Consider the following 25,991-nt stretch of genomic DNA (forward strand, 5'->3'; position numbering starts at 1 on the left):
AGCTCTGAAAGGTCGTTGTTGCAACTTATTATCGTTTGTCTTCTGTGCTAAAGTTCAGAAATACAAATATAAAAAGAAAGATGTAATAAGGACTTTAAAATGGATGCGTTAGATTTATTGCTTAACCGTCGCTCAATTGCCAAATTATCAGCGCCTGCTCCTGAAGGGGTGGCGCTGGAAAATATTATTAAAGCAGGTCTTCGAGCACCTGATCACGCCGCGCTTACTCCGTGGCGTTTTGTTATTGCTCAAGGTGAAGGTTTGCAAAAGCTGTCTGACATTCTTGTAAAAGCAGCTGTGTCTGAAGACAGTGAAGAAGCGGTTGTTGAGAAAGTTAAAAAAGCTCCGTTTCGCGCACCAATGGTGATTACCGTTATTGCTAAAGTGACGGAACACGACAAAGTTCCTGCATTAGAGCAGCACATGTCGGCAGGCTGTGCGGTTCAAGCCATGCAAATGGCTGCGGTTGCGCAGGGTTTTCAAGGTTTTTGGCGTTCAGGTAAATGGATGTTTCATCCTGAAGTACACCAAGCGTTTGGCCTTGAAGGTGAAGACGAGATTGTAGGTTTCCTTTACTTAGGTACACCAGGGTGTACACCAATGAAAGTGCCAGAGCGTGATTTATCTAAGTTTGTTGAGTACTTGTAAGTCCTACATAGTCTTAACTGTACAAATAACCAGTTTTTCTTGATTTATTAGAGCCACATTAGAAAACGTTGCACCTGTTGCGACTTCTCTTGTGGCTTGAATAAATCGGATAACTTAACAAGTTTTACGGGTATGTTTTTTATTAGCCTGTATGCGTTCGTGTAGCCTATCCCTTTGTTTTTTAATACTTCTATCAACCCTGCGCTTTCAAAGGCTTTAAGGGTAGTCTGAACGCTTCTACGGCTACATTTGCAGTAATCAGCGATACGGTTGATGTGCTGCCAAAAATAGGGGTGTTCTACGGAACAAAAATGATTATCAAGCCACTGTAATTGCTTGTAGATCTTGTCTTGCGTGGGAGTGAGGTTAAATGTGTTCAAATTTACGCCTTAGTTGCACAACGACCTATACATAGATACAATCGCAGTACAGCATATTGGTTACTGCTGTCGCATCTTCAAGGGTTGCCGCCCTGTGAAGATACCATTAAAAGCCCTGCATTCGTGTAGGGCTTTGTCGTTTCTAATGTATACGATACCTCATACCGCCAAATGTGAGCAACTCATATTTCTACCGTTAAAAGTTATTAACTCCTAAGAACTTAAAGGTATATACATGATCTTTTGTGTTTAGATCTTTAAGGGGTGAAAAGTGGGTGAAATCGGGGTGATAAATGATGAACTTATAAATGGATAGGAACAGGATATTCACAGGTTGTTATCATTGTTGTTTGGTGGATTTTTAGTCACAGCGGGACTAAAACCATACTTTTCTAATACTGGTTATTTGGTAGTTTGTGTTGATGAAGATAAGACACGAACTGCAAGCAATTATTGCTTTTATTGAACACGAACAGCCTATCCTTTGTGGGTTCTTTAGTTTGATTACTAACGAATTAGAAAACGTAGAAGATGAACTGTTAGAGAATTACGTTGAAAATGATGTGGGTTCATGGGGAATTTTGACACTGTTAGCAATGAATTCTGTCGAACTCAATATGGAATACAGCACTGCGTATATTGATAACGTCTTACGATTCGCGAAGGAAGGGTTTGCAACTGGTGATAGAGAAACAGCCCACTAAGGGCTGTTTTACAAATCTATTCGTTCGTTAGGCTTGAAGATAGTTCTACGGCATTGAAATAGTCCTTTCTGGTATAAAACCCTTTGGAGCCGTTGACTTGAGAAGTTTGCATCAATTGGGTGAAGTATCTATAGAAACGTTCAAGAATTATGTCTTGAGCATCTTGCCTATAACTTGGACTCTGCATCCTCTGGTTTTGTCTCCTTCCCAAAGCCTTATGAGCATCTCTAAGAGTTATTTGGGTGCCTGTAGATTCATTAGAACAATCGTTCACGAATATCCAACTAAACTGATACTGGTTAATAAGGTGTGTAACTAGTTCTTTGTTTTGTGGATCTATACTTTGAATGTCATTTAGATGTTTACGTTGTATAGCGACCAGTGGGTCGTCAGAGTTAGAGCCTATTCTAGTTTTAAACTCTTGAGGAAGTCCTAAACTAATACCCAGTGCATTTTTCCTAGCATCGTAACACGCTCTAAACTCGACACTGTCGTATTCGGCGATTAGTTGCATTAGTAGCCTGTAGTCTAGATAACGATCTTCTGAGTCGAGTTCAAATAGTACACAGGACTCAAACTTTCTGAATACCTGCTCCATCCGTCTCAAAGATAGGTTATACATTACGCTGACTTCATGCAGCAATCGGCTAATAAAGTCAGGGGAATAACCTTCCTGACCAATGATCGTGATGTCCTTCTGTCTATCTTCTAGCAATGTATCTTTGACAAGCAACTTCGCGAACAACTCTTTATCGGGTTCCGGTAAGGCCGCACTTCTATTAAAGAATCTAGATAGGTACTCCGAACCATCGAATTCTGAACCATATACAGCCTTGATTGAATGACTTAGTTGGTTGGTATCGGTTGCGACAACAAAAATATAATTATCTAATGAGAAGAAGTGCTTAATAGTTTCTAGCATTTCAATTGCGTAAGTAGGGCGGCACCTATCTAATTCGTCAACTAATACAAACACTTTTCTTTTGTCTTCAGAAAAACCATCTACGTATTGTTTTAGGGCTGTTTTAGTGTCGTGAAGTGCGCTTAGTTGATTTTTGTAGTTATCAGTTAGGTTTCTGCCTATGATCACTTCTTCGTCGTCTTTGAATGTTGCTGTTTTGGCTAACTCAACTAGGGTGCCATTATCGAACTCTTTTGACGCATAACTTCCAACACCTATTGCTGCAACATTCCAAAGTTTCTTAGAATATTTTCCAAGCACTTTAAATAATTCTTTCTCTTTACCTTCAGCGTCAATTTTGGGGTCTAATTGTTTGAATTGGTCGATCATCTCACTAATCACAACGAGTAATGGGTCATTACTAAAATCTGATCTCCAAGCGTCGATGTAAATGACAGGGTACTCATGGTCATATCTTAGGTTTGAATACATCTGTTTTAAGAAAACAGTTTTACCTGTTCCCCATGCGCCATTTAGGTTTAGAACCAAAGGTTTTTTCTGACTTCTTAGGTATGAAGATAGGTAGTGACCATACTCTTTATTATCTAGTTCACATTCATCAAAAGAATACTTTTCTTTCCAACGTTCATATCTACTAGGTTCTTTAGCCATGAAATAGCCCTACACAATTCAAGTTGATCCATATTGTACAACGTTTCTCTGTGTTACACGTTGATAAATGACTGATTTATATAAACTCTGAGGTGAAACTTTCGTATACGACCAATAAAATGTATACTGTGTTTATATACAGTTATGGTTGCCGTAATAATGCCACAAGTTCGTATTAAACATAATTACAAGTACATCATTGTTGATCATAATGGGCGTGATGACAGGTCACAATCATGTGTTGTACAAGCGTTGTTAAAGAACGGGGATACACGCTCGTTAACTTTTGGTGGGTTCATCGAGAGTGATAGGTGTGATTTCATGCAGCGTGTGAAACTTGTAGGGGTGAGTTCCTTCACGCAGGAAGATCATGCTCTAACTGGTTGGATTGAATACCCTTCTTCACATTACGTGATAGGGGTCATGATGTGGGACTGCTATTACATGGTTCTGTTCGACGGTTTGCCACGTAGTATTGCTATGGATTTACCACCTCCTAGGAAGAAAGAAAATAATGTTTTTTACATAGAAAAAGCCCCGACACACAGGACGGGGCAAGCGTAATCACAATGATTTATTTCTTATTAAGGAAGTACCATTGTCTTTTCTGTTTTAAGTGTTTGCGCTTCATTTGAATAGCCTAAGCAGATCATCAAGTGCTTTGTTTTCAGTATCTAAAGCGGTCTTGTGTTCTTGATAGCCATTCATAAGAATGTAATCAGTAGCACGTTTGCTAAATCCCGCATTTCGTAGCCCTTTACGTGCATCATTCACGGTTAATTCTTCTAATGTCTTAACACTTACAATGTCTGCTTTTGGGTCTGCTGGAACTGCTACAAGTGATATTTCGTGCAATGCTACTTCAACCAAAACATTTACCTTTCGGTTGTTGTCGTAGTACTGTTCTTTAACCATGTAGCCGATACTTGTGGAAGTTATTGCACCTGATTCGATCATTTTCTTTGATAAATCACCGTCTGGTGTTCCAAGTGCTAATCTTGCACGCATCATCAAGTTAGATCCTTCGATCCAGAATTCTTCGATTGCCCCTACTGGACGTTCTAAATCATGGCTATAAAGGAATGCAATTTTGTTTGTGCCGTTTTCAAAATCTTCAATAGTATTTTTGAAAGCGTCTTTGTCGTATACATCACCAACACGGTCAGGTGTTACCCCGTCCAGTTCAGCAACTTTTACTACAAGTTCACCTTCAACTATTTCAGGTTTTGAAAGGGCAAATTTGGTTTTAATATCCATAAATGCCCCTTGTTTTATACTTCTTGAACCATTGCGACGATTGCGCTTGAATCCTTGGCTACTACTGCATACTTGTTCGTTTGCGTGATCTTCAATAGGTCAGGTGATGTTTGATTGTCTACAGTTTGATTACCCTGTAGTGCGACAACATCAAAAGCACTTTCCATATCACCGAAATACATTGTGCCGTCTGGTAATTGGTCACAAACTACGATTTCATAACGCCCTAGAATCATTCCGTTTTGCACTAACCAAACTTGATTTCCACCAAGTGCGCTTGTTTGTGTCAGGCTTGAGAAATCAATTAAATTGTTCTTACTACAAAACAGTTTGCTATTGCTGTCGTAAACGTCTGAAATGTTTTTTATTGCGTCTGAAATAAACGTATAAATGCTTAATGCATCTAAGCCCCAACTATCAGAAATACCGGATTTAAGTTTTAGAATGTCTTCACCGTATCCAACCTGTAACGGATCATTAATCGGTGTCAGGGTTTCACGTGTTTTAAGGTCTTCAACTGCAATCGTTGCGATTTCGTTTGCAGTAACATTGCCGACAAGCATTGCGGTGTTTGCTTCAATATCAAACTTACTGAAATCTAATACTTCGTTTGTAAACTCGATCTTTGATGCAATCTTAGTGAAATCACTATCGGTTGTGTGATACGTCTGTGCTGTGCTTGAAGGTATGGTGTCGCCTTCATTAACACGGCTAACACTTGGATGTCTTACAAATACATTTCTATAACTTGGGTTTTCAGCGATTTGCTGTCCCATGTTTGAAAGTAGGGTAGAAGTATTAAAAGCCTGTTCTGTTATCTGATCGCTTAGTTCTGGTGCAGACAATACAGGGTTGTAGTTGTACGATTTTGCGTATTGTTGGAAGTTCATAATTTAACCCCCCTTTACGCAGTGCAAACTAGAACGGCTAGTGCTTCATGGTCTGCGACTGTCGAACCAAAATACATATCTTGGTAAAATCCAACCGTGTCAGGGATAGTTACCTGATCAGTAACAAAGTGAGATCCGTTACCTGTAGTTAGAAGTTCATAACCTGCTTTAAAGTCACCAAAGATAATAGGGGCGTTACCTGCACCAATATCATCAATCGTTTCGTTCAGGATAATGTTTGCACCAAACAGATTAATGCGACGAACCCACACACCTTTTTCTTGAAGCAATTCCATTTGGATAAGTGAACGCCCTTGCGTGTCCTTTAAAGTCTGCATCAAGTAAGACAATGTATTTTGGTTCATCGCGAACATAGACGTTGCTTGGCTGCGTTCTGGAACGGTTAGCATTAGTGTGTAAAGGAATGCTTCTAGTTCTGATGAAGAAGTACCAATGTCTGCTGCATTTGCTTTAACTGCTGCGAACGTTTCACGATCACGTGTTGCGGCTGGCTTTAGTGCTTCAACGTATGCGTTTGCACGGTCAATTGCTGCGTTAGTAATACCTTTCAGGTGTTGGTTTTGATCAACGTCTCTTAGCCCGTCACCGTGTAGGATTTGTTCCTGCATTGTGATGCTGAATTGTTCAGATAACAGTTTTAAAAGGTTTCCTTCTACGTCTACATCACCTTGTTTCATTACTTCGTTTGTTAGGCGTGGAAATGCGAAAGCCTTTGTGTAAAGACCTGCAATACTTGCGTAATCTGCTGCGGTTGTTTCTGAAACTGCCGAAAATGTAATATTTTCTTTTGTAAGTTGTACTTCTGGGCGTTGTGTTAAAACCGTTCTGCGGTAATCAAGATTTTCGGTTGAACGTCGTCCAATAGCGTCAAGAATTGCATTGTTTACGATTGATTGCTCTAAAACCAGTATATTAAGGTCTGCTTCGTAAAGTGCTTCGTTACCATTTAGCGAAAGACCTTTTGTAAATGTTGAATAATCTTTTACACCGCTATCAACCCATTCTTTAATTTTAAAAGTCTTATTTTGTTTTTGTTGTTTACCATTAGTTAGGTTGATCGGTGAATTAGTATTATGACCTTTACGATGCATTTTAAATTCGACATCTGAAATATGATTTTTTAAATCATCGATCTGTTCTTCTAACTTATTAATTGATTTGGCGTTGTTATCAATGAAGTCTTTTTGTGCTTCTGCGATTTGGTTTAATTTATCCATTTTTAAACATCCTTGTTTGAATACATTTGTTTTTGTTTTGGTTGTATTCATTAACAAAGGTGTTTACGGAAACCGCTTAACAATCACCATCGGGATAATGTAGAAACTACTTTTACATCCAACAATGAATACTTTGTATTTATCAAATTCAAAGTTGGTGTTTTTATGGTTTCTAATTAAATCCCTGTTATAAGTTTTCTTGATTTACTAAGTAGGTAATTACATCTGTTTTCTTTAACTATTTGTTGGGCTGGTGATAGTTCATCATTGTTTAGTTCGTCTATGATTATGTTTGATTTATTCTGTAGGCGTTTTATCTCACGGTGTGTAAGTTCTATTTCTGTCTCAATACATATTGATTCATGAAATGATTTTGATTTTTCCAATTGACTTATTAGTAATGGTAACGGTCTATATATATTCATTTTCATCCTTTTTTTAGAAATACGTAAAGGTCGTTTTCTTCTTCATTGTTTTCTGCTTCAATCTTCAATGTTCTAGCAATAACGTTCAGTTGCTTTATCGATTTGTCACGTGTATTAACGGCTGGATTTTCTTTAGTAATAGTTTGCTTACGTGATCCTGTTTCAACCAATAACACACCATTTTCATTGATGTGTTTATTGCAGTCTTCAATAGTGGTGATAAGTGTCGCCATACTTGAAGCAAGTGCATCATTTACTGTGTTAGTGTCGTTCAATTCGTCTTTGATTTTATTGGCAATAGAACGTTGCCTTTGTGATAGGTTTTTCATGGTACTTCCTTGTTTTTCTTGTATTTACCACCTTGTAAAATAGTGCTGAAAGTTTTCTAAAAACGTGCAAACAGCCAAGCGTTGCAGTCTATGGCGATCGGACTTATCCTCCGGCCACATCCCCCCTTGGATCTTGTTTATGATTTTATTGTTGCTTCATTGCTTCTGTAGCAGCCTGTATTGGTTGGTAATTAATAATATTTAACTTTGTGCTGTATACAGGTAGGGGCGCACACTGGCTTATACAGTGGGCTTTAATGGGGTTTATACTTTGTGCATGTTGGGTAATGGGGTTGGTATCTCATATAGGGCAAAAAGTAAAAACCAAATTAGTTGTAAAAGACTAATCGTTGCAGTCTATATGGGCTATACAGTTGTCCGGCACAGCCCCAGTTAGGCATACATAACGTATTATTCACTAACTAATGATTTACATCGTATGTGGTGGTTAGGTTATGATATACATCGTATATCATGCTGTTATTAGTGGCGCACTCTGTATATGGATGAGGTGGCTCTAACATACAGTGTATGTTTTTAACGAGGGTTAGATTACGTTGTATACTTTATTAAGTACCAACCTTTATGCTAAGTCCTGTTCTATTATGTATTGCTGTTTCTAAATCTACAGGGTCTATTAATTCTTTGGTATATATAGCGTCATGTAGCAACAAACAGTTATTTTTGTCCGTTAGAACGTCACGCATTGCAAGCAACGCTTTAACTTCATAATGATTGTATAACCACACCATGTACTTACTTTTAAAACCTGCACCTTTTTTACCTTTATGTTGCTCGAAAAACTGAAACTTCAAAGGAAATAGAATATTTGTTTCTGTATGTTCCTTCTTCATTCCATCGTAATCCGAAACAAAGGACTTGTATAAAGGTGCATTCTTAATATCGTCTAGGCTATTGATACAACGGCCTGCACCAAATTTAGAGTTCAAAGGTGAACCGAAACTAAGCATCTGAAAGGTTAACTTCACTTCTTTAATTGTACAGTGTGCCTGCTTTGCAACGTTGTCCCTATATGTCTTCGTATCCTGCGTGTATTGCTGCATGTGGGGATAAAGAGATTGGTTTTTGGTTAGACCTAAAATGATACTGTGTGCGGCCGCATTCATGTCGAACTCGTTGTAGTCCTTCAATATCGCCTGACGTACTTCTTTCTTAGCGTTCTGTAATCCGTACTGTGTGAAAGTATAAAGTCGGTCTGTTTTATCTGAATCAGACCTATAGTACTGAGGAACTGAACCGCCTAATTGATTGCTTAGTTCGATAAAGATAAACAACCAGATAGCATGTATAGGCTCCAATATTCCAGATAGAAGTAAATCATTCATCGCTTGATGATTGGGTTCAATATGCGTGACTTCTACGTATTCCGTAGGTTTAGGCGGTGTAAACTTATACCTTCCTGTAAAGTTATAATCACTAGACAGGCTTAATGCCTTTTTTAGTTTTCCCTCGAACCAACCGGATAACCTCCAAGCATTTGCAGTACCAGTACTACCTTGATGAACTTGATCGAAGAAATTCAGTCTGTCATTCCAGAAAGTGAAACCCTTCTTACCTAGTACTTTAGGGATCAATTTATCCAGTTCATCGGTCTTGCCAAGATAGAAGCAACCGTCCATAGATGTATGGTTTCGCTGGAAGCAAATACATTCACTGATCAATCGTGCAAAGGTCTGTCTGTGCTTATTGTTGTACTTATTGACAGTCTTAGTGCTTAGTTCTTTGGTCTTTGATTCATGAAGGTCTGTTAGGTTTAACTTTGTTACTACTTCATCAAGTAAGTAGTTGGTCATAAGGTTAGTCATTGAAAGGTCAAGGCTATTCATTAAATGTACCTCCAAGCAGTCAGCGCACGCCAAAGGCTTGGCTTCCCTGCGTGTAAGCCATGGTAAGCACTGGTTGCTACGGGGAACACCCGTCCGCTTCGCTGTCGCAACAATAGTAAAGAACTATCTACCATATAGAAGGGTAAAAAGTCCTGTAGCCCTTGTCCTGTATGGGATTTAAGATTTTTTGTTTTTAGGTTTCGTATCATAATATGCCCCTTGGCTTTCTTCGTTGGCTTCTGCCGTTTTCATTGCTTCGCGTACTAGATCACGTATATAACGCTTATCTGAATAGTTACCTCTATTTTTATGGATAAAATCCATCTCTTTTCTACTGAATTCAATATTCATTGGTATGTCCCTGCCTTAAACTCTGTCTTCCATAGGTAAAACGGTAATAATCGGGGGAATATGTTTATTAGAAAATACCACCTATTGTTTAATAGCAATTGCTGTTCCACCAAGTGAATTTATTTAAGTTGAAAGTCAATTGGTTCTCTTTCATTTCTTATTAGTTCTTTATTATTGTATTTACTAATGTTATGACACGTTTATTTTGATTGACTGAAAAATAAATTAACGTATTGGTTTAGGGGTGGTTAGATATACACTGTATGTTATTAAATGGCACAAAAAAACCACCATATGGTGGTTTCTAAAATTGTATTATACCAATAACTTCATTGTGCTAATCTAATACGGGCTCTATACGCTCATTACTTTTAGATATGCTTTGTTGAAGACTGTCTTCAACTGTAGTTCTAGGTTCTTCCTTTCTTGTATTCTTTGCTGTTTCGATAGCGCAATATGCCATCCCTAGGAATAGTACTTTCATTAAATAAAACACAACGCCCAGTAGTATCGAACCTGCTGCAATATACAGGTTTAAGGTCGTTTGTTTATCATATGCATTCAAACAAAATATTCCGATGAATAAAAGAATTGCTATATTTGATAAGAGGTTGATGATGTCAACAGCATCATGGAACTTCTCAACTTTTCCTTTTATATCTTTCATTTTTTACCTTCGTTTAACTATCGTATGATTAACGGATTGAGTTAATTGTACGAAGTTCCATAAAATGAATCAAACCTCATTTTATAACTGTTGGGGCGTTTGGTAGCATGATATGAGGTTAGTTTCTTTTGAGCATTGTTTTAACCAATCATGTGGCTATCAATAGCAATACTATGATTAAGGTAAACTAGCCTAAACTCTTGACGATCATGCTTGTATTTGTTGAATGATAGTTTTGCGTAAGGGAGGAACGGGTTTTCAGAACCGTTACCATCGAGACCTTTTACAAACACTTCTATCTTGTCTATTAAAAACATTAGAGTTTTGTTCGCTTTCAATCGAGTCTCATTATCCGCAGACAATAACGTTTCTACGGCGAAAGAGTAACGTTCATGAACAGTTTGAAGCCCAAGCAAGTCGCGTTCTAACTGCTCTATTTGAACTACGATATTCTGTCGTCTTTCAAATGTTCGATGGTCAAATCGCTTATCTAGGGCATTGTCCATTATTGAAACGGCTTCGCGTAGTTCCGTTATTCTCGCTTCTAGCAAGGGCTTATTTTCCTGAGTTTCCTCATGCATGAATGACCAATCAAGGTCTTTTAGGAACGTTAGAACAACAGGGTCAAATGTCTTAGCCGCTAATGACTTTTTGGTGTTACACCGTTCAGCACTCGTACAGTAGTAACTGTACGAACCCGATTGGCTTTTGCTTCGCGTAAGGCTTCCACTGCAATAGCCACATTTTAGCAAGCCGTTAAAAAGGTTCGGGTAATCATCAGATTGCTTGCCTTTGCGTTTCCGCTTCATTGATTGAATGATCTCAAACTGGTCTTTAGTAATAAGAGCAGGAAATGCATTTTCGATCTGTACATTGTTGCGTTTGCTGTCGAATCTGCCGTATATCGCATGATTGTTGAACAATTTCTTTAGGTGGTCACTTGTCCAAACTTGAGGCTTTGTAGGTTTTTTCAGTTTGGTATAAAAGGGTGTTTTGGCTTCGTTAAGACGTTTGACTATAAGAGATCTACCTACACCATTTAGATAGTCGTTAAGTATTCCTTTGGCTATAGGGGCAAAGTCATTGAAATCGTAGCGCATGTGATTTTCATTAAACGTTATCCAGAAAGGATAAGACGTCATTTTTACGGCTTGACCTCTGGCTAGGAAATCATACTTTTCCAACCAAGTGTCTTTGAGTCGGCTTGATTTTTTTTCACTCTCTTCGTTGGATGTTCCAAATCCAATACTAGCGGTAATTATAGGAAATATTGATTTCTGGGTTTCGAATTTCTCGACTCCTTTGATACAAGTCCAAATGGAAACACCTTTGGCCAAGATACCCGTGAAGTAGTGCATGGCTTGAAAGGGTTCTTGTCTACTAAAGCGATCAAGACTGTACATCAAAAGCACTGTACCTGGCTTGTATGTGTCGTTCTGAATGTCTTCGTAGATTTCACGCAATGCACCTCCGTCAGCCATGTGCTCGCCCTTGTAAGCGGATTTACCAGCATCAAAGTATTCGTTCAACACATTCCCACTATGAGCCTTTATGGTATTGTTAATGGCTGATTGCTGGATGTTTCTACCCAACTTGCCATCGTTTAACTGTGTTTTGCTTGAAACACGTCCATAAACTATAAAGTCGGTCATATAGGTATCATTCCATCTAGATAATCAATAAAATCAGTGTCTAAGTAACCTAATTCATCTGCATTATTTTTACCGTGATCCGTGTTGTGTAACAGGGGTGACGTTTGATAATGTGGCTCTAATTGTTTGTAGTATCTGGAAAAACATGACTCGTCTGATTATTGCTGAAAAACCGAGCCTAGGGCGCGCGATAGCGGCTGCTTTACCAAATCCGCAAAAAAAGGACCAAGGGTTCATACGATGTGGAAATGGTGACGTCGTTACTTGGTGTATTGGTCATTTGTTAGAGCAAGTTGAACCAGATGCTTACGACGACCGTTATAAAAAATGGAACTTAATGGATTTACCCATTGTTCCAGAACAGTGGCAGCTAAAGCCTCGAAAAACTTCCAGTAAACAGCTCACCGTAATTCGAAAGCTACTTAAAGAAGCCACACAGATAGTGCATGCCGGAGACCCTGACAGGGAAGGGCAACTGCTTGTGGATGAAGTGATCGATTACTGCAAGGTTTCGAAAACAAAGAAAGAGTCGATGGAGCGACTGCTAATTAGTGACTTGAACTTACCTGCGGTAAAACGGGCATTTAAGCAAATGCGTAGTAACCGTGATTTCATTCCTTTGTCTATTTCGGCTTTAGCACGTTCCCGTGCTGACTGGCTGTACGGAATGAATATGACACGTGCGTATACTTTACTAGGGCAAAAAGCAGGTTATCAAGGTGTGTTGTCCGTTGGACGAGTACAAACTCCGGTTCTAGGATTGGTTGTCCGAAGAGATGAAGAAATAGAAAACTTCGTTCCTAAAGACTACTTTACTTTGCATGCTCTAATTCCTTACCAAAACGGAGCTCAGAGCTTTGATATTCGGGCAAGGTGGAAGCCAAGTGAAGCATGCAAACCTTGGCAAGATGAAGAAGGGCGGGTGCTTAACCGGAAGCTGGTAGAAAACGTTGCATGTCGTATTGCAAACCAACCAGCAAAGGTGACTGAATCAGAGCAAAAACAAACGAAGCAATCGGCGCCGCTACCTTATTCACTTTCAGCACTTCAGATTGATGCGGCTAAGCGATTTGGAATGAGTGCGCAACAAGTACTGGATACCTGCCAGTCGCTGTATGAAAAACACAAGTTGATCACTTACCCTCGTTCAGATAGCCGTTATTTGCCAAAAGATCATTACAATCAGCGTGAATCTGTCGTTGACGCAATTTCGAATAACGCCAACGAATTACAAAGTGGAGCTCAAGGCGCGGACTTATCTCTCAAATCTAAAGCGTGGAACGACAGCAAAGTCGATGCGCACCATGCGATCATCCCAACGCCCAAAAAAGCGTCGGTCAATGCACTGTCTGCCAATGAAATGAAAATATACCAGCAAATAGCACGACAATATTTGATGCAGTTTTACCCACCTGCAGTTTATGCTGATGCGAAGCTGGTGTTTGATATCGCTGGTGGCGAATTTATTGCTAAAGGGCGTCAGCTGCTTAGCCCTGGCTGGAAAGCGCTAATGGGGAAAGTCGAGGAAGAGGACAAAGGTGTGGACAGCGTTCCTCCACTAGAAAAAGGCACAGTGCTGACCTGCCGCGAAGGGGAAATCAAAGATAAAAAGACCGAGCCGCCAAAACATTTTACTGAGGCGACACTTTTACAAGCCATGACGGGTATCGCTCGCTTTGTAGCGGATAAAGAGTTGAAAAAGATTCTTAAAGAAACGGATGGACTAGGTACTGAAGCGACTCGTGCTGGGATACTTGATACGTTATTCAAGCGCCAGTTATTAACTCGGCAAGGGAAAAGTATTCTAAGTAGCCCTGCGGGACGAGGGTTGATTCATGCTTTGCCTAGCGATTCGACTTACCCAGATATGACAGCACATTGGGAGCATCAGCTACAAGGAATGGCTGAAAGAAATCAGGCTTATCAACCTTTTATGCACGCCTTAGAAACGAAAGTGGACGGGCTAATGGCTCAAATAAAATCGAGTGATGTACCTGAGTCATTAAGGCATTTACCCAAAGTAGAACGACCAAGTTTCAAACGTAGAAAAGGTGGGCCTCGTAAGAAAGCTGCAGCGAAAAAGAGTGCGAAAAGCTAACCTAACTTTCGACCACAGCGCTGGAATAGTTGTTTCCAGTAATCGACATGTTGAAAGGTTGCGAGCCTAAACGCTTTGTGGCTTTCCTCTAAAGGGAATACATACGGATGCAGCGTTGGTTGTGGTTTGAAGATAGATAGTCTTGATGAAACTTGCTGATAATAACCATCGAGCTGTGCCATGTAAGGTTGAACTCTTGCAATGAATTGTTGTTCAAATACATTATTCAGGTGGCGAAATCGAGTGAGGTCACGCTGTTTCCCGCACAATATTTTATGGTCATAACGTTCTAGCTGTTCGGTTATTTGGGTTAACTGAAAAGCGGCATTCGCGAGGGAGTAACGTAGGTCCCCAAGGACAGGTTGCTTCTCTAATACTTCTTGAATCTTTACTACAGGTATTGTGGATAAAGGTGCTTCCAATGAATGTTCAAGGTAGCGGAGCGCGTCGGCAACGTCGTTCACTTGTGCACTTGCACCTTTGGGTAGCCATTGTCTTGAACGCAACTGCGTTTGCATGGCTTGGCTAGCAAAAATCAAATTCCATTGGTGCTTAGGAAATTGTGCAATCTTTTGCTGTTCGATGGACTCAAGCAATTTATACACATCAACATTTAGATCAGAGCTAGCGAGGCATTTGCCAATACCTTCAAGCAAGGCTACTTGATAATCATAGTTACGAAACTCGTCGGCGACTTTACCGAGCACCGAATTCTTCTCGGCAATTAAGTTAAATAACCCACACTGACGAAGTTGGTAGCTGTCGAGAAGCCCAAGAGAAACGGAAGGAATAGTTAAAAACAGTTCGCGCTTACGAGGTAGGTTATCGAACTCAAACTCGCCGTTAAGAGGTTTTTCGTTTTGGACGCGAGCTACTCGGGTGAGGTAATCATCAAAAATGTCTGCTGGTGTTTCATCAGACCAACATCCTAGGGTGGAAATACTGAAGCAAACGACGAGCAGGCGCTTAAATACTGAGTTGAATATACGCATAAGCTAATTGTAGTTTAAAGCTCTTACCAGTGTTCAATGCACTGTGTTGGTACAGGGTAGTTACCAAGCTATTTCAGTACCATCGTAGTTGATAAATTTACCGCTTTCTTTTTGTGTCGCAGAGCTGATTACTTGCGATAACCCCGCTGCGGAGGTTTGTGTATCAATCAATGCATTCGGCCCGCCCATTTCCGTTTGAACCCAACCAGGGTGCAGAGCTAATACCGTGAAGCCTTTCTCGGTTAAATCGTTACTTAAGCTTTTTACCACAGAGTTGAGGGCGGCTTTAGAAGAACGATATATGTAACCACCTCCAGACGTGTTTTCTGTCATGCTCCCAACTTTTGACGATAAGCAGGCGACCTTTTTGATCGTACTCTCAGTGAATAAAGGAAGCATGGCTTCGACAAGTTTGAGGGGAGCGATGGTATTGATTTCGAAAACTTTGCGCCATTCCTCTACGTTAGTGTTTCCGAGCCCATAGCCTTTTGTCCCGTAATATCCCGCATTATTAATTAGGATATCAATGTTCTCGATTGTAGAAGCGAGTTCGTTAACGGCCGAATAATCGGTAACGTCGAGTAAGACACAGGTAAGATTTGGGTAATGATCAATAAGTGAGAGCAGATCTTGAGCATTACTTTTGCGGCGATAGGTCGCAATAACAGTATCGCCGGTTTCTAGGTAGTGTTTGGTTAAGCTAAGCCCTATTCCGCGGTTAGCGCCGGTAATAAAAATAATGCTCATAATTTCACTCTTCGGATTCAGATGGCTTTAGTGTGATTGTTTAAGACGACAATATCAATCAGCCACCAAGTAAAAAGAGTCAGGGAGATAAACATAGAGATTGCTGCTACAGATCCAACTGCAACTCCAAATAGTAAACATAGGTTCTTTTTCATTAATAATACCGATCTATAAATGTAATTGATAATTATTATCATTTATTACAGTTGTAGCCAACCCTTAAACTGATATCATTTCACATTGATACGTACGACCTTGATAAAGCCACCACTATGATCCCTTTAATTTACCATTCAATATATTCTGAGCTGCCGCTACCGGAAGGTCATCGATACCCAATTAGTAAGTATCGTCTTCTTAAGCAAGCGGTGTCTGATCTAATTATCCAGAGCGAAGAGTGGAAAAGTTGTTTTAATCTAGTTGCGCCTAGTGCAATAGAAATATCAGATGTGAAAGCGGTTCACTGCCCAAATTATGTTGATGCATTAACGAGTGGCTCATTAGCTGCAGCCAAAATGCGTCGGATAGGCTTTCCTTGGAGTGAAGAACTCATTGAACGTACGTTGCATTCAAGTGGAGGTACTTGTCTTACAGCAGAATTAGCGCTAGAAGCAGGCGTCGCGATCCATTTGAGTGGGGGTTACCACCATGCTCACTTTGATTTTGGTAGCGGATTCTGTTTGTTCAATGATTTGGTGTTGGCTGCCAATCATGCGCTTAAATTTGAGAATGTTGAAACGGTATTAATCGTCGATAGTGATGTTCATCATGGAGACGGCACAGCCACGCTATGCAGCCAAAACCCAGACATTATTACGGTGTCTTTCCATTGCGACAAAAACTTTCCTGCTCGTAAGCCGAGTTCAGATTATGACGTGCCACTTGCGCGAGAAACTGAAGACGAAGAGTTTTTACTATGTTTTGAACAAGTCGTTTCAATGGCTATTGCTCATCATCAGCCTGATCTGATTATTTATGATGCTGGCGTCGATATCCATATTGATGACGAACTAGGTTATTTGAATGTCACGACTGAAGGTATTTTTCGTAGGGATCTGAAAATGTTTGAAATCGCGACTGCCCAAGGTGTCCCTTTGGCTTGCGTAGTTGGCGGTGGGTATCGTAGCCAGCATTCAGATTTAGTGCCAGTACATATGCAGTTATTGCAAGCAGCATTAGAGAGCCAGCAAAGTAGTAAATAACGAATGTAATGATCGTGAGGAAGAGGCAAGCCGTTTATTTCTTCTAATAACGACAAAGGCCTCGCATTTCTGCGAGGCCTTCTAATGTGGCGGAGGGATAGGGATTTGAACCCTAGAAGAGCTATTAACCCTTGCCGGTTTTCAAGACCGGTGCTTTCGACCACTCAGCCATCCCTCCTGTTGGTGTGCATAATATGCGTAACCGTAGATGTTGTAAAGCCCTCTTTTCAATATTATTTTTCGTTTGATTTAAAAATAGTCATCTTGATGATGTTTAAGCCAAAGATACTGATTGGATGGAGCTAGAACAACACTGGGCGAGCATTTACGTCTTGTGTTGGGCGGTTATTTCCGGAATATAAAGTTCGGAATTTTTCGAGTTGAGCCTTGGAGATTGTGATTGGATTTTTCATTACCAGCCAAGTAACCCCTTCGCTACATGGTGGGGTGGTTAGTGAACCGTTAAAACGAAAATAGTCCGATTGTTTTGGCAGTAAACCTGTTAGGTTGATGGAATGTTGTAGATCTTGCTGGCCTTTATTTGCAGGCATTACGTCCCATACCTTTTCAAGTTCAGGGTTGGTAGCACCTTCTTCAAACATAACGCCGACAACGGCTAAATTTTTATTTTCATCGGCATGCACCAGATGCACCTCTAATGGATAAGAGTGGCCTTTAATTAGGTTCTCGCTTGGCGCGTGGAAGTGAAATTGCAGCAAAGAATACGATTTACCTTCAACTTCGATCGATTGGTCACCGTTAAAGTTAACTTGAATCGTGTGTCCATTATTTACGACGTTTTCGCCGGAAACATCGTAGTTGAACTTGATTGGCTCTAGTTCACTTTCAATCCCTTTACTGATATCGATAGGAGATTGGTTCTTACCTGTCTGGCATATGCCGTGCCAGTGCTCCGGACCTTGCTTACCGGAATAGCCCCATTCTGATGCATTGATTGTCATTGAAGTGGAAATAGCTGCCAACGCAGTCAGTGTTGTAATATAGGTTTTCATTGATGTTCTAGCCATGTTGTTGTTTGTTGGCTTACTAGGCTAATACATATGCGCCGATGGTCTTAAAGTATTGGTCAGAACTCTCTAGTTAATTCCAATTTTATGAAATTGACTGAGTACTTATTTTTCAGTTTTTCGCTTTTGATCTAAATACGATAGCCATTAAAAAAGGAAGCACATGTGCTTCCTTTTTGTTTTCAATTATTAGTCGCTCTTCGTATAGAACCGCTGAAGTTCGGTTAAACCTTGCATCAGCACAGGTAAGCGAGGGCTCGTATCCTTTAAGCGCTTATAATTTTCGTCATAGAGCTTATAGTTACCAAACTTATCGATTACTGTTGTTCGTTTTGCTGTAATAAGAGCTAATTCGCGAGAGTCTCCCGCTAATACCCACTTCCTCTTACGCTCATCGAACAAGTTTCTCCCGCTACTAAAGTCGCTAGGGTTAGAAGAGACGCCAAGCAGATCTTGTAATAGAGTTACAGATAAATCTAAATGACTAGAGCGATGAGTGTATTCCGCTGCGAGCTTACCCGGCCAATGGATAATCATTGGCACTTGCAGTTGATACTGGCTGTAGTTGGAGTTTGCTCCCCAGCTATTAGTTCGCGTTTCGTTAAACTCAGTTCCATGATTAGAGGTGATGACAACGACGGTATTTTGCGTCAGTTCTAGTTCTTCTAGTTGGCTAAATACTCTAGCTAACTTGTCATCAGCCACTTTCGCAGATTTGTTGTAACCCAATCTAAAGCGCTCACTCGGCGTCAGATCTTTGGTTTCGCCTTCGTAGTTTGTGAAATCATCTAGGGTAGTTAGTTCTAAATAGGTGAACCATGGTCCACTGGATGCGCTTTGTGATAGCCAGTTAGACCATGCAGATAGGGCATTGTCATCACCTGGCTTCGCGGATTCTGATTCATCACCTTGGAACTTCTGGCCTCGGAATATGATCTCTGAGTAAAGGTTGTCTTCGAAGCCATCGCCACTAAATGCGCTGAATTGGTATTTTTGACTTTCAAGAACATCTAAAAGAACGGCATTCGAACCTTGAGCTTTAATGCTGCTTGAGTAGCTACTTGGTAACCCATAAAACAGGCCAAAAATACCAAACATATCGTTACTAGAACTGTAATGATTGGTGAAGTTGATGTTGTCTTGAGAGTATTGGTAAGCGTTAGGCATTACCGTTTCGTTTAATGCATCGGAACGTAAGTTGTTAACGCTAACAATCAGAATATTTAGGTCATCGCCACGGCGGTTATACTGAATTTCTTCCAATGGATAGCGTACTAAATCGACTTCGCCTTGGTTCTCCTTTAGGCGCTGTAGATACTCTTCGCGGTCCAATAATCCATGTTTTTCCATAAAGCTTTTCGCTGTCATTGGGTAAGACAGAGGGAAGTTGGCTTTTTGGTTGGTTATTGGGCTGTAGAAATACGCATCCGCCCAAATATAAATTAGGTGGCTAGTAATAAAGCTTAAGAAGAAAACAGCGGCAAGTGGGCGGCCTATATGTTTATGCGATAGCTTTCTTTGTTTGCGCCATACCCATTCTGATAAACCTAGTTGTAAAAGGAAGATCAGCGGCAATACAATAAACAAATGTTGGAGGTCGGAACCAATTGCAGATTCTTCGTCACTGAAGAGTACTTCCCAAACCACAGGGGTTAGGTGAAGGTTAATGCTTTGATAGGCTTGAGTGTCGACCAACAGCACGGTTAAACCGACAGTAGCAAAACAAACTGCCGCTAAACGAAGCAGCTTTCTAGACGGTAAAATAAAAGTGAGTGGAAACAGCACTAATAGGTAGAGAGCGAAAACTAAGAAACCAAAATGACCCACCCAAGAAACAGCTAAATAAAACTGTCCAAGTAAGGTGTCAGGCCAAGCTGATTGAGTGATATAACGTGTACCGATCAACATCGCAGCAATGATGTTGAAAAATGCAAACCAGTGACCCCAGCCGACTAGGCGAGAAACTCGATCGCTATATGTGTTTGCGCTGTCTACCATTTATTATTCTTTTATATCCGTCAGTAAATCTTAGTGAGACTTTTTATCTTCGATTGAAGAGACTAATGCCTCGGCAAATTTTTCAGCAATTCCTTTGCGTTGTGAAGCAGCAACATTCTGATTTAAGACATTGGTTGCGATATTTCCAGCGATCATCAGTGAAAGTTCTGGAGAAGCATTGTGCTTGGATAGAACAGCGCCTACTTCTGCTAGGATGTTTTCAACTTGTTCATCTGTGTATTTAGATATAATCGGCATAAGGACTCTAATAATGATAGTAAAAGCGGCTTATGATAACCTACTATTCACGACAACTGAAACCTGAACGATAATATTTTCACTATGAGCCTTCACCTTTCCAACGTAATTTTACATCAGCTACGTAAGAACGATCAGGAAGAACTGATTGTTAACTATCGTGCTGAATCTTTAGCAAACGATTCCTCATCAGAAAGCCTAGTTGCAGAGCTTCACCGAGTATTTAACTCGAAAGCCGGCAAAGGCTTTGGTGCTTTTACATCAGACAGTGAATTTCAGCAATGGTTGCAAGAGCTGCGCCAAGGCGAGAGAAATTTTTACGACTTCTCACAACAGAGCGCTTTACGTCTGAAAGATGAACTTTCTAAGTACCCATTTGCAGATGAAGGCACGCTAGTTTTAGCAGAATATCAATCACTTGCTACTGATTACTTATTTATTGGTTTACTACCGTCTAATGAAAGCCTGAAAGTGACTGAAGGGCTGGATATTAGCGCAACTGACTACCTAGATATCTCGAAGATGGATATTGCGGCAAGAGTTGACCTTTCTACTTACGAAACAGACAAAGAATCCAACCGCTACCTGACTTACATAAAGGGGCGTGTTGGGCGTAAAGTGGCTGACTTCTTCTTGGATTTCCTACAAGCAGAGGTGGGTTTAGACGCTAAACTGCAGAACCAAGTGCTGATGCAAGCAGTAGAAGACTTTGTCTCAGATTCAAAGTTAGAGAAAGAAGAAGCGATTAGCTATAAGAAGCAAGTGGCTGACTATTGTAATGAGCAGTTAAAAGCGGGCGACGAAGTTCAAGTCCGTGAATTATCTGGAGAATTGCCAGCGAGCACAGATGGCACTAGCTTTTTGGACTATACTAGCGAGCAAGGCTATGAGTTAGAAGAAAGTTTTCCGGCAGACAGAGCGACAATGCGCAAGCTGACCAAGTTTGTTGGTGCTGGTGGCGGTCTGAATGTTAGCTTTGACAGTCTGCTATTGGGTGAGCGTGTGTTTTATGATCCAGAAACCGATACCTTAACCATCAAAGGTACGCCGCCGAACTTAAGAGACCAGCTAACTCGCAATAAATCATAACAATTAAGGTGGTAGTGACGGAGATGTCATTGCCACCTCATTTAGCCGGAACAACTCAGTGACTAGGAAAAAGGATAAATAAATGGAATTATCATTATCTAGGCTAGAGCCAGGCTCTAAAATTTCCAAGCCGATACTCTTTGTATTGCTGTTTTGGTTAGTGTGTTCGCTGGCTCTGTTAAACGCTAGTCGTTCATTAAATCAGGCACAGGAAAGTGTTGAAGAACTCGGCATTAGAATCAGTGAACTTAAAGAATCGCTGCATTTCTCAGAGCCTCTTCGAGTTATGAAGGTCGATGACTTAGCCCTAGATGCTCAGCTTATCTATTCCATTCGCTTACAAATCGAGTCGGAGTTTGATGGTGCACTTTTCCTTCCTGATGTCAGCCAGTTACTCTACGTTACCGACCAGTTCATCGAAAAATTTAACGAATTCACACCAATTGAAAGCAAGATTCAATTTTTAGTGACCAATATTCGCGACTATAAAGCATTACCTGAGAACTCCCCGCAGGTGAACCACTTATATAATGAGTTGAGCGCAGCGGTATTCGAGGCGATGTATACTGATACTCACTCTTCTCCTGTTACTTATCGTACTTTTGACCGCATTTTGAGTGAATCGCACGCTTTAATACCGAATGAGCGTAAATCGATTCAAAAGATGCTGGCGGACGCTTCAATATTGTTAGGCGACTATGCTCGTTTGAACTACTTGCTAGAAAAAATGAAGAAGAATTCGACCAATGAGCAGATTGTATTGGTTGAAGGGGATTTCCACAGTTACCAGTTTTATATTTTACTGATTTCGTTATTCATGAGCTTGTCTTCCATTGGTGCTGTGTTGCTCACGCTTTATCTAGGTCGCAAGCCAGCACTAGACGAAGAACATGAAAACATTGAAGGTGAAGCGGAAAATGTGGATGAAGTGGTTAGCTCTGTAATTAAACCCGCTACCACGTTCGCTAAGGTTGAAGCTAGTGAACCATTACCTATCGAGTCCGTTGAGCCTGTCACCTCTCAAGTAGAGTCTACCCCTCCTCAACAAGTTGTCGAACAGTCGGATCTGACCTCACCGCCGGAGCTTATTCCGGAAGTTGTGGAAGAGCCAGCACAAGACGCCGAAACCCAAAATGTTGCAGCTGATGCAGATGCCCGCCCGGCGATCGATCTTCAAGAAATGCTTGAGACGTTAGATGGCGATGAAGAGTCGGTTAAGCTTTTATTAGGTGTTTTCATTCAAGATCATGCGAATGATGATGAAAACTTCAGAGAACTACTGCAGTCCGATTTAGTGAAGGCAGCCCGGATCGTTCATAGCTTGAAAGGTGTCGCTGGAAGTATCAAAGCCGCGCCACTGGGAGAGATCTCGGCAAAACTGGAGTTAACTCTTAAAAATGAACAGCCAGTTGAAGATCACGATATTGAACATTTTTCCAAGCAACTAGCTGCTGCGATGGCTTTTGCAAATGCTTATGTTAATGATGAGAATCACTAATAATTTCTTAGACTTTTGACAATCCTCTGACTAATCGTCCATACAATCCGCGGCATTAAGATTAGTCAGAGGTTATTATGTTTCGTTTTTCCCCCCAACGCCTGTTGTTAGGGCTACTGGCTTTAATGCTAAGTGGCTGTTCGTTATTAGAAGTTAAGCTCGATAGCCAGACAACCCCACTAACGAAGCAAGAGTTGAATGCTCGTATTTTAACTCGTGAATACGCAAATACCTTCTTCACTCAAGTTGAAAGTGCTGCAGACCAAATTTCAGCTCAATATCCGCAATCCGATACGTTTCATCAATCTTATGTACTGCTATGGAAAATTCATGCAGAGCAAGGACTACAGCAAGCTGCCTATCAAACTTCACCTCTTGCTGCATTAGTGGATACTTGGGTATTTACAGCGCAGATGGAGCAATTTTACGCATCTGGTGCTGGGAAAGCGTTATTTGACTCTGATTATGCTTTGCAAGCTTCTGAAGCTCTAAATCAAGAAGTAGAGTCGCTCGTTAAAACTGTTATCGGTGTGAGCGAATTTAAGCGTAGCCAAGAGTTTGTCGCTCATTTTATAGAGACGAACTCGTTTTCCGATATTGCGTTTAAACGCACGCCCGCTTATCGATCATGGCTAAATTATTTAGGTAAAGATGAAGTTGAAGCGGTTCAAACATTAGGCACCATGCCGGAAGCCATGGGAGATGCATCGGATCGCTTGAGCCTAATGGCCGATCAGACTCCGAAGTTAATGTCTTGGAAAGCTGAATTGGTCGCGATGAACAGTTCGCTGACCGGGGAAGACTTGTCTAAGACGTTAGAAAGCCTGCGTCAAACCTCTGCAAGCATGCAAGATTTTATTGAAAACAACCCAGAGTACATGCAAACACTGGCTTCGATTATGTCGACAGAGATGCAGCCATTGCTTAATGATCTTAGTGACAAAACAGACTTAAAATTGGCTATGTTGAGCGATGAGCGTGTGGCGTTAGAAAAGATGGTGACACGCGAAAGGGAAGCCCTAATCAAAATGATAGAGAAGGAGCGTATTGAGATTGCTGGTATTGTGACATCAGAAAGAGAGTTGTTCGTCCAAGATTTAGACCGAGTTTCTCAAGAAGTAGTTGTGCTGGCGATTGATAAGTTGATGGATCTAATTAGAGGCGTGCTCATCTACTTTATTCTGTTTATCTTAGTGGTGTTCTTTGCGCCGTTGGGAATGGGTTATTGGCTGGGTAAACGAACCGCAAACAAATAAATAAAAAGAGCGCTCTAGGGCGCTCTTTTTGTATTTATACCATTAACGCTTTTGTGTTTACGTACTTACACTCGGGTGTATAAAGCTTATGCTTGTTGCTTAGTAAGCTCTGCCGCTTCTTCGGCTTCAACAGCAGGTGCGGTTGGCTCACATTTATCAACGAACCAGCCCATGTACGAGGTAATGATCGTCACTATGATACAAACGAAACTTAACCACATGAACGGCGCGTAAGAAAGCGTAGCGACACCAAGAATACTTGCCATATAAATACCGTTGTCACTCCATGGAACCATACCTGACGTTAATGTGCCGCCAAACTCAGCATTACGAGATAAGTTCTTACGTTTATAACCTAGACGGTCGTAGTTCTTCGCACAAATCTTAGGGGTCAAAATGAGTGAAACGTACATAGCGGAGCCGAATACGTTGCCCATGAAGGCAGTACCGATAGTGCTGGTTGCCAATGAGCTTGCGCTATTTACTCGACGCTCGAACAGTTTGGCAATGGTTTCTAGCACACCGACCTTATCCAGTAGACCACCAAAGCCCAAACCAAATACGATGACAGCGACAGAGCCCAGCATCGAAGACATACCACCACGATTCAGAATTGAATCAATAAAATCGACACCCGAGCTAATTGAGAACGGCGCCCATGCAGTGTTGAATGCAACTAAGAAGTCCACTTCTTGAATCATGACCGCCCAGATAATACCCAGCAGAGAACCAAAACTAATCACAGGGAAAGAAGGCATACGTAACGCCAGTAGACCAAGCACAATCAGTACAGGAACAAACGAGTAAGGCGTGATGTAAAACTGGTTTTCCATCGCTTTAATCACAGAATCAACTTGGCTCATGTCGACATTACCAGCGTAGTGGAAACCAAACGCTGTAAACATTACACCAGTAATGATGTAGCTAATAAGCGCTACAGGTAGCATGCCCTTAATGTGCTCAACCACTTCTACATTTGACATTGAAGAAGCCAGGATCACTGAGTCAGACAGTGGAGACATTTTGTCACCGAAGTAACAACCTGACAGAACCGCACCAGCTGTAATTGGAGCTGGAACACCAAGGCCTTGTCCTATACCCATCATTGCGATACCAGCGGTACCTGCTGCTCCCCAAGATGTACCGGTTGCAAGTGCGGTTAAGGAACAAATAATCATGGTTGCTAAAAGGAAGATAGAAGGGTGGATTGCTTGCAAACCGTAATAGATGATTGTTGGAACAATGCCACCAGAAATCCATGTACCCACTAGGGCGCCAACAGCCAAAAGTATTAAAACAGCCCCTAAGCCATTTGATATGCCTTTAAGTGCTGATTTTTCAAGATCTTTGTAACTGTGGCCTAAACGTATACCTAAAGTGATGATAATGAACCAGCCAATATAAAGGGCCAGTTGGATAGGTAAATCGAGTTGAGCAGTAAAAGAGAAAGCTAACGACAGGAATAGTCCCAGAGAGACGATGACCTGCAGCAGGCTAGGGAGACGAGTATTTCTTTGCTTCATAAAAAGCCTCTAGTCATTCGAGCATTTATAGTGCTTCGTTATAGTGTGGGGTACGAAAAAGACACTACATGATGAGGCTGATTATATCGAAAAATAAGCATAAAGTTGTGATATTTATCTGTTAAAACTATTAATAATAGCGTTATATTCTAATTGTTGTTAATTTTATGAATTCATTATGTTGTGTTATACGTTTTTATTGTGCTTCAAATGTAAAGTTTTCGTTTGAAAAATAACAATTAAATTTAATTAACTTAAAGTGATAACACCTTGTTAAAACGTAATGTTTATTCTTAAGGCATTGCGGCTACTGATTGTTCGAAAGAATACAAACTGTTCGA

General features: G+C 40.8%; 22 protein-coding genes and 1 tRNA gene. 7 read left to right on the forward strand and 16 right to left on the reverse strand.

All coding sequences use genetic code 11. The features are described 5' to 3' along the window. Positions 1-99 precede the first annotated feature (99 nt). Complete coding sequence (locus tag ELZ11_RS12185) at positions 100-648, forward strand: NAD(P)H nitroreductase (RefSeq protein ID WP_137357688.1); 549 nt, start codon at positions 100-102, stop codon at positions 646-648. A gap of 802 nt (positions 649-1,450) precedes the next feature. Continuing rightward, positions 1,451-1,732 carry a hypothetical protein gene (locus ELZ11_RS12190; protein ID WP_137357689.1) on the forward strand — a complete coding sequence of 94 codons (282 nt, stop codon included), beginning with the start codon at positions 1,451-1,453 and terminating at the stop codon, positions 1,730-1,732. A 16-nt stretch (positions 1,733-1,748) separates the two neighbouring features. Here ELZ11_RS12190 and ELZ11_RS12195 read toward each other — a convergent pair whose 3' ends face one another. The 9 genes from ELZ11_RS12195 to ELZ11_RS12230 form a co-directional block, all read right to left on the reverse strand. Beyond that, a complete protein-coding gene (locus ELZ11_RS12195; RefSeq protein ID WP_137357690.1) occupies positions 1,749-3,305 on the reverse strand; it encodes a KAP family P-loop NTPase fold protein in 1,557 nt (518 codons plus the stop codon). 627 nt (positions 3,306-3,932) lie between these two features. Beyond that, positions 3,933-4,562 (reverse strand): HK97 family phage prohead protease, encoded by a 630-nt coding sequence (locus ELZ11_RS12200; protein ID WP_137357691.1) that lies wholly within the window; start codon positions 4,560-4,562, stop codon positions 3,933-3,935. A 14-nt stretch (positions 4,563-4,576) separates the two neighbouring features. Continuing rightward, a complete protein-coding gene (locus ELZ11_RS12205) occupies positions 4,577-5,452 on the reverse strand; it encodes a phage major capsid protein (RefSeq protein ID WP_137357692.1) in 876 nt (291 codons plus the stop codon). Between the two features lie 14 nt (positions 5,453-5,466). After that, on the reverse strand, positions 5,467-6,690 hold the full coding sequence (locus ELZ11_RS12210; protein ID WP_137357693.1) for a phage major capsid protein: 1,224 nt from the start codon (positions 6,688-6,690) through the stop codon (positions 5,467-5,469). Between the two features lie 427 nt (positions 6,691-7,117). Further along, complete coding sequence (locus tag ELZ11_RS12215) at positions 7,118-7,444, reverse strand: hypothetical protein (protein WP_137357694.1); 327 nt, start codon at positions 7,442-7,444, stop codon at positions 7,118-7,120. 569 nt (positions 7,445-8,013) lie between these two features. Further along, the gene (locus ELZ11_RS12220; protein ID WP_167494674.1) at positions 8,014-9,291 is read right to left on the reverse strand and encodes a hypothetical protein; all 1,278 of its coding nucleotides are present in this window, start codon (positions 9,289-9,291) and stop codon (positions 8,014-8,016) included. Positions 9,292-9,468: 177 nt separating this feature from the next. Beyond that, positions 9,469-9,642 carry a hypothetical protein gene (locus ELZ11_RS23810; RefSeq protein ID WP_167494675.1) on the reverse strand — a complete coding sequence of 58 codons (174 nt, stop codon included), beginning with the start codon at positions 9,640-9,642 and terminating at the stop codon, positions 9,469-9,471. Positions 9,643-9,979: 337 nt separating this feature from the next. Next, the gene (locus tag ELZ11_RS12225; protein ID WP_137357696.1) at positions 9,980-10,309 is read right to left on the reverse strand and encodes a hypothetical protein; all 330 of its coding nucleotides are present in this window, start codon (positions 10,307-10,309) and stop codon (positions 9,980-9,982) included. Between the two features lie 140 nt (positions 10,310-10,449). Next, on the reverse strand, positions 10,450-11,961 hold the full coding sequence (locus ELZ11_RS12230) for a recombinase family protein (protein WP_137357697.1): 1,512 nt from the start codon (positions 11,959-11,961) through the stop codon (positions 10,450-10,452). Positions 11,962-12,106: 145 nt separating this feature from the next. Between ELZ11_RS12230 and ELZ11_RS12235 the strand changes: the two genes are divergently transcribed. Beyond that, positions 12,107-14,059 carry a DNA topoisomerase III gene (locus ELZ11_RS12235; protein WP_137357698.1) on the forward strand — a complete coding sequence of 651 codons (1,953 nt, stop codon included), beginning with the start codon at positions 12,107-12,109 and terminating at the stop codon, positions 14,057-14,059. On the opposite strand, the gene ELZ11_RS12240 is transcribed toward ELZ11_RS12235, so the two are convergent. Beyond that, positions 14,056-15,051 carry a DUF3080 domain-containing protein gene (locus ELZ11_RS12240; protein ID WP_137357699.1) on the reverse strand — a complete coding sequence of 332 codons (996 nt, stop codon included), beginning with the start codon at positions 15,049-15,051 and terminating at the stop codon, positions 14,056-14,058. The genes ELZ11_RS12235 and ELZ11_RS12240 overlap by 4 nt on opposite strands. A gap of 60 nt (positions 15,052-15,111) precedes the next feature. Further along, positions 15,112-15,798 carry an SDR family oxidoreductase gene (locus ELZ11_RS12245; protein WP_137357700.1) on the reverse strand — a complete coding sequence of 229 codons (687 nt, stop codon included), beginning with the start codon at positions 15,796-15,798 and terminating at the stop codon, positions 15,112-15,114. Positions 15,799-16,070: 272 nt separating this feature from the next. On the opposite strand from ELZ11_RS12245, the gene ELZ11_RS12250 reads away from it, so the two are divergent. Further along, positions 16,071-17,000 (forward strand): histone deacetylase family protein, encoded by a 930-nt coding sequence (locus ELZ11_RS12250; protein ID WP_137357701.1) that lies wholly within the window; start codon positions 16,071-16,073, stop codon positions 16,998-17,000. 87 nt (positions 17,001-17,087) lie between these two features. Here the strand turns inward: ELZ11_RS12250 and ELZ11_RS12255 are convergent. The 4 genes from ELZ11_RS12255 to ELZ11_RS12270 form a co-directional block, all read right to left on the reverse strand. Then, positions 17,088-17,178 (reverse strand) — tRNA-Ser (locus tag ELZ11_RS12255). Positions 17,179-17,302: 124 nt separating this feature from the next. Beyond that, complete coding sequence (locus ELZ11_RS12260) at positions 17,303-18,013, reverse strand: carbonic anhydrase (RefSeq protein WP_137357702.1); 711 nt, start codon at positions 18,011-18,013, stop codon at positions 17,303-17,305. Positions 18,014-18,217: 204 nt separating this feature from the next. Then, positions 18,218-20,026 carry a DUF3413 domain-containing protein gene (locus ELZ11_RS12265; RefSeq protein WP_137357703.1) on the reverse strand — a complete coding sequence of 603 codons (1,809 nt, stop codon included), beginning with the start codon at positions 20,024-20,026 and terminating at the stop codon, positions 18,218-18,220. A 30-nt stretch (positions 20,027-20,056) separates the two neighbouring features. Next, entirely contained in the window at positions 20,057-20,284 is a 228-nt protein-coding gene (locus tag ELZ11_RS12270) for a YejL family protein (protein ID WP_137357704.1), read from the reverse strand. Between the two features lie 84 nt (positions 20,285-20,368). Between ELZ11_RS12270 and yejK the strand changes: the two genes are divergently transcribed. From yejK to ELZ11_RS12285, 3 genes are all read left to right on the forward strand, one after another. Further along, the gene (gene yejK, locus ELZ11_RS12275) at positions 20,369-21,373 is read left to right on the forward strand and encodes a nucleoid-associated protein YejK (protein WP_137357705.1); all 1,005 of its coding nucleotides are present in this window, start codon (positions 20,369-20,371) and stop codon (positions 21,371-21,373) included. Positions 21,374-21,455: 82 nt separating this feature from the next. Beyond that, positions 21,456-22,871: an Hpt domain-containing protein gene (locus ELZ11_RS12280; protein WP_137357706.1), complete on the forward strand. Its 1,416-nt coding sequence runs from the start codon at positions 21,456-21,458 to the stop codon at positions 22,869-22,871. 77 nt (positions 22,872-22,948) lie between these two features. Then, positions 22,949-24,127, forward strand: a complete 1,179-nt coding sequence (locus ELZ11_RS12285) for a chemotaxis protein (protein ID WP_137357707.1) — start codon at positions 22,949-22,951, stop codon at positions 24,125-24,127. Between the two features lie 86 nt (positions 24,128-24,213). Here ELZ11_RS12285 and nhaC read toward each other — a convergent pair whose 3' ends face one another. Beyond that, the gene (nhaC, locus tag ELZ11_RS12290; protein WP_137357708.1) at positions 24,214-25,650 is read right to left on the reverse strand and encodes a Na+/H+ antiporter NhaC; all 1,437 of its coding nucleotides are present in this window, start codon (positions 25,648-25,650) and stop codon (positions 24,214-24,216) included. Positions 25,651-25,991 lie beyond the last annotated feature (341 nt).

It is taken from the genome of Vibrio profundi, assembly GCF_005281835.1.
GTDB classification, from domain to species: domain Bacteria; phylum Pseudomonadota; class Gammaproteobacteria; order Enterobacterales; family Vibrionaceae; genus Vibrio; species Vibrio profundi.

What these genes read in the sequence shown, in the direction of transcription:
- ELZ11_RS12185 (WP_137357688.1), top strand. Translation starts at nt 100, where the DNA reads ATGGATGCGTTAGATTTATTGCTTAACCGTCGCTCAATTGCCAAATTA.
- ELZ11_RS12190 (WP_137357689.1), top strand. Translation starts at nt 1,451, where the DNA reads ATGAAGATAAGACACGAACTGCAAGCAATTATTGCTTTTATTGAACAC.
- ELZ11_RS12195 (WP_137357690.1), bottom strand. Translation starts at nt 3,305, where the DNA reads ATGGCTAAAGAACCTAGTAGATATGAACGTTGGAAAGAAAAGTATTCT.
- ELZ11_RS12200 (WP_137357691.1), bottom strand. Translation starts at nt 4,562, where the DNA reads ATGGATATTAAAACCAAATTTGCCCTTTCAAAACCTGAAATAGTTGAA.
- ELZ11_RS12205 (WP_137357692.1), bottom strand. Translation starts at nt 5,452, where the DNA reads ATGAACTTCCAACAATACGCAAAATCGTACAACTACAACCCTGTATTG.
- ELZ11_RS12210 (WP_137357693.1), bottom strand. Translation starts at nt 6,690, where the DNA reads ATGGATAAATTAAACCAAATCGCAGAAGCACAAAAAGACTTCATTGAT.
- ELZ11_RS12215 (WP_137357694.1), bottom strand. Translation starts at nt 7,444, where the DNA reads ATGAAAAACCTATCACAAAGGCAACGTTCTATTGCCAATAAAATCAAA.
- ELZ11_RS12220 (WP_167494674.1), bottom strand. Translation starts at nt 9,291, where the DNA reads ATGAATAGCCTTGACCTTTCAATGACTAACCTTATGACCAACTACTTA.
- ELZ11_RS23810 (WP_167494675.1), bottom strand. Translation starts at nt 9,642, where the DNA reads ATGAATATTGAATTCAGTAGAAAAGAGATGGATTTTATCCATAAAAAT.
- ELZ11_RS12225 (WP_137357696.1), bottom strand. Translation starts at nt 10,309, where the DNA reads ATGAAAGATATAAAAGGAAAAGTTGAGAAGTTCCATGATGCTGTTGAC.
- ELZ11_RS12230 (WP_137357697.1), bottom strand. Translation starts at nt 11,961, where the DNA reads ATGACCGACTTTATAGTTTATGGACGTGTTTCAAGCAAAACACAGTTA.
- ELZ11_RS12235 (WP_137357698.1), top strand. Translation starts at nt 12,107, where the DNA reads ATGACTCGTCTGATTATTGCTGAAAAACCGAGCCTAGGGCGCGCGATA.
- ELZ11_RS12240 (WP_137357699.1), bottom strand. Translation starts at nt 15,051, where the DNA reads ATGCGTATATTCAACTCAGTATTTAAGCGCCTGCTCGTCGTTTGCTTC.
- ELZ11_RS12245 (WP_137357700.1), bottom strand. Translation starts at nt 15,798, where the DNA reads ATGAGCATTATTTTTATTACCGGCGCTAACCGCGGAATAGGGCTTAGC.
- ELZ11_RS12250 (WP_137357701.1), top strand. Translation starts at nt 16,071, where the DNA reads ATGATCCCTTTAATTTACCATTCAATATATTCTGAGCTGCCGCTACCG.
- ELZ11_RS12260 (WP_137357702.1), bottom strand. Translation starts at nt 18,013, where the DNA reads ATGAAAACCTATATTACAACACTGACTGCGTTGGCAGCTATTTCCACT.
- ELZ11_RS12265 (WP_137357703.1), bottom strand. Translation starts at nt 20,026, where the DNA reads ATGGTAGACAGCGCAAACACATATAGCGATCGAGTTTCTCGCCTAGTC.
- ELZ11_RS12270 (WP_137357704.1), bottom strand. Translation starts at nt 20,284, where the DNA reads ATGCCGATTATATCTAAATACACAGATGAACAAGTTGAAAACATCCTA.
- yejK (WP_137357705.1), top strand. Translation starts at nt 20,369, where the DNA reads ATGAGCCTTCACCTTTCCAACGTAATTTTACATCAGCTACGTAAGAAC.
- ELZ11_RS12280 (WP_137357706.1), top strand. Translation starts at nt 21,456, where the DNA reads ATGGAATTATCATTATCTAGGCTAGAGCCAGGCTCTAAAATTTCCAAG.
- ELZ11_RS12285 (WP_137357707.1), top strand. Translation starts at nt 22,949, where the DNA reads ATGTTTCGTTTTTCCCCCCAACGCCTGTTGTTAGGGCTACTGGCTTTA.
- nhaC (WP_137357708.1), bottom strand. Translation starts at nt 25,650, where the DNA reads ATGAAGCAAAGAAATACTCGTCTCCCTAGCCTGCTGCAGGTCATCGTC.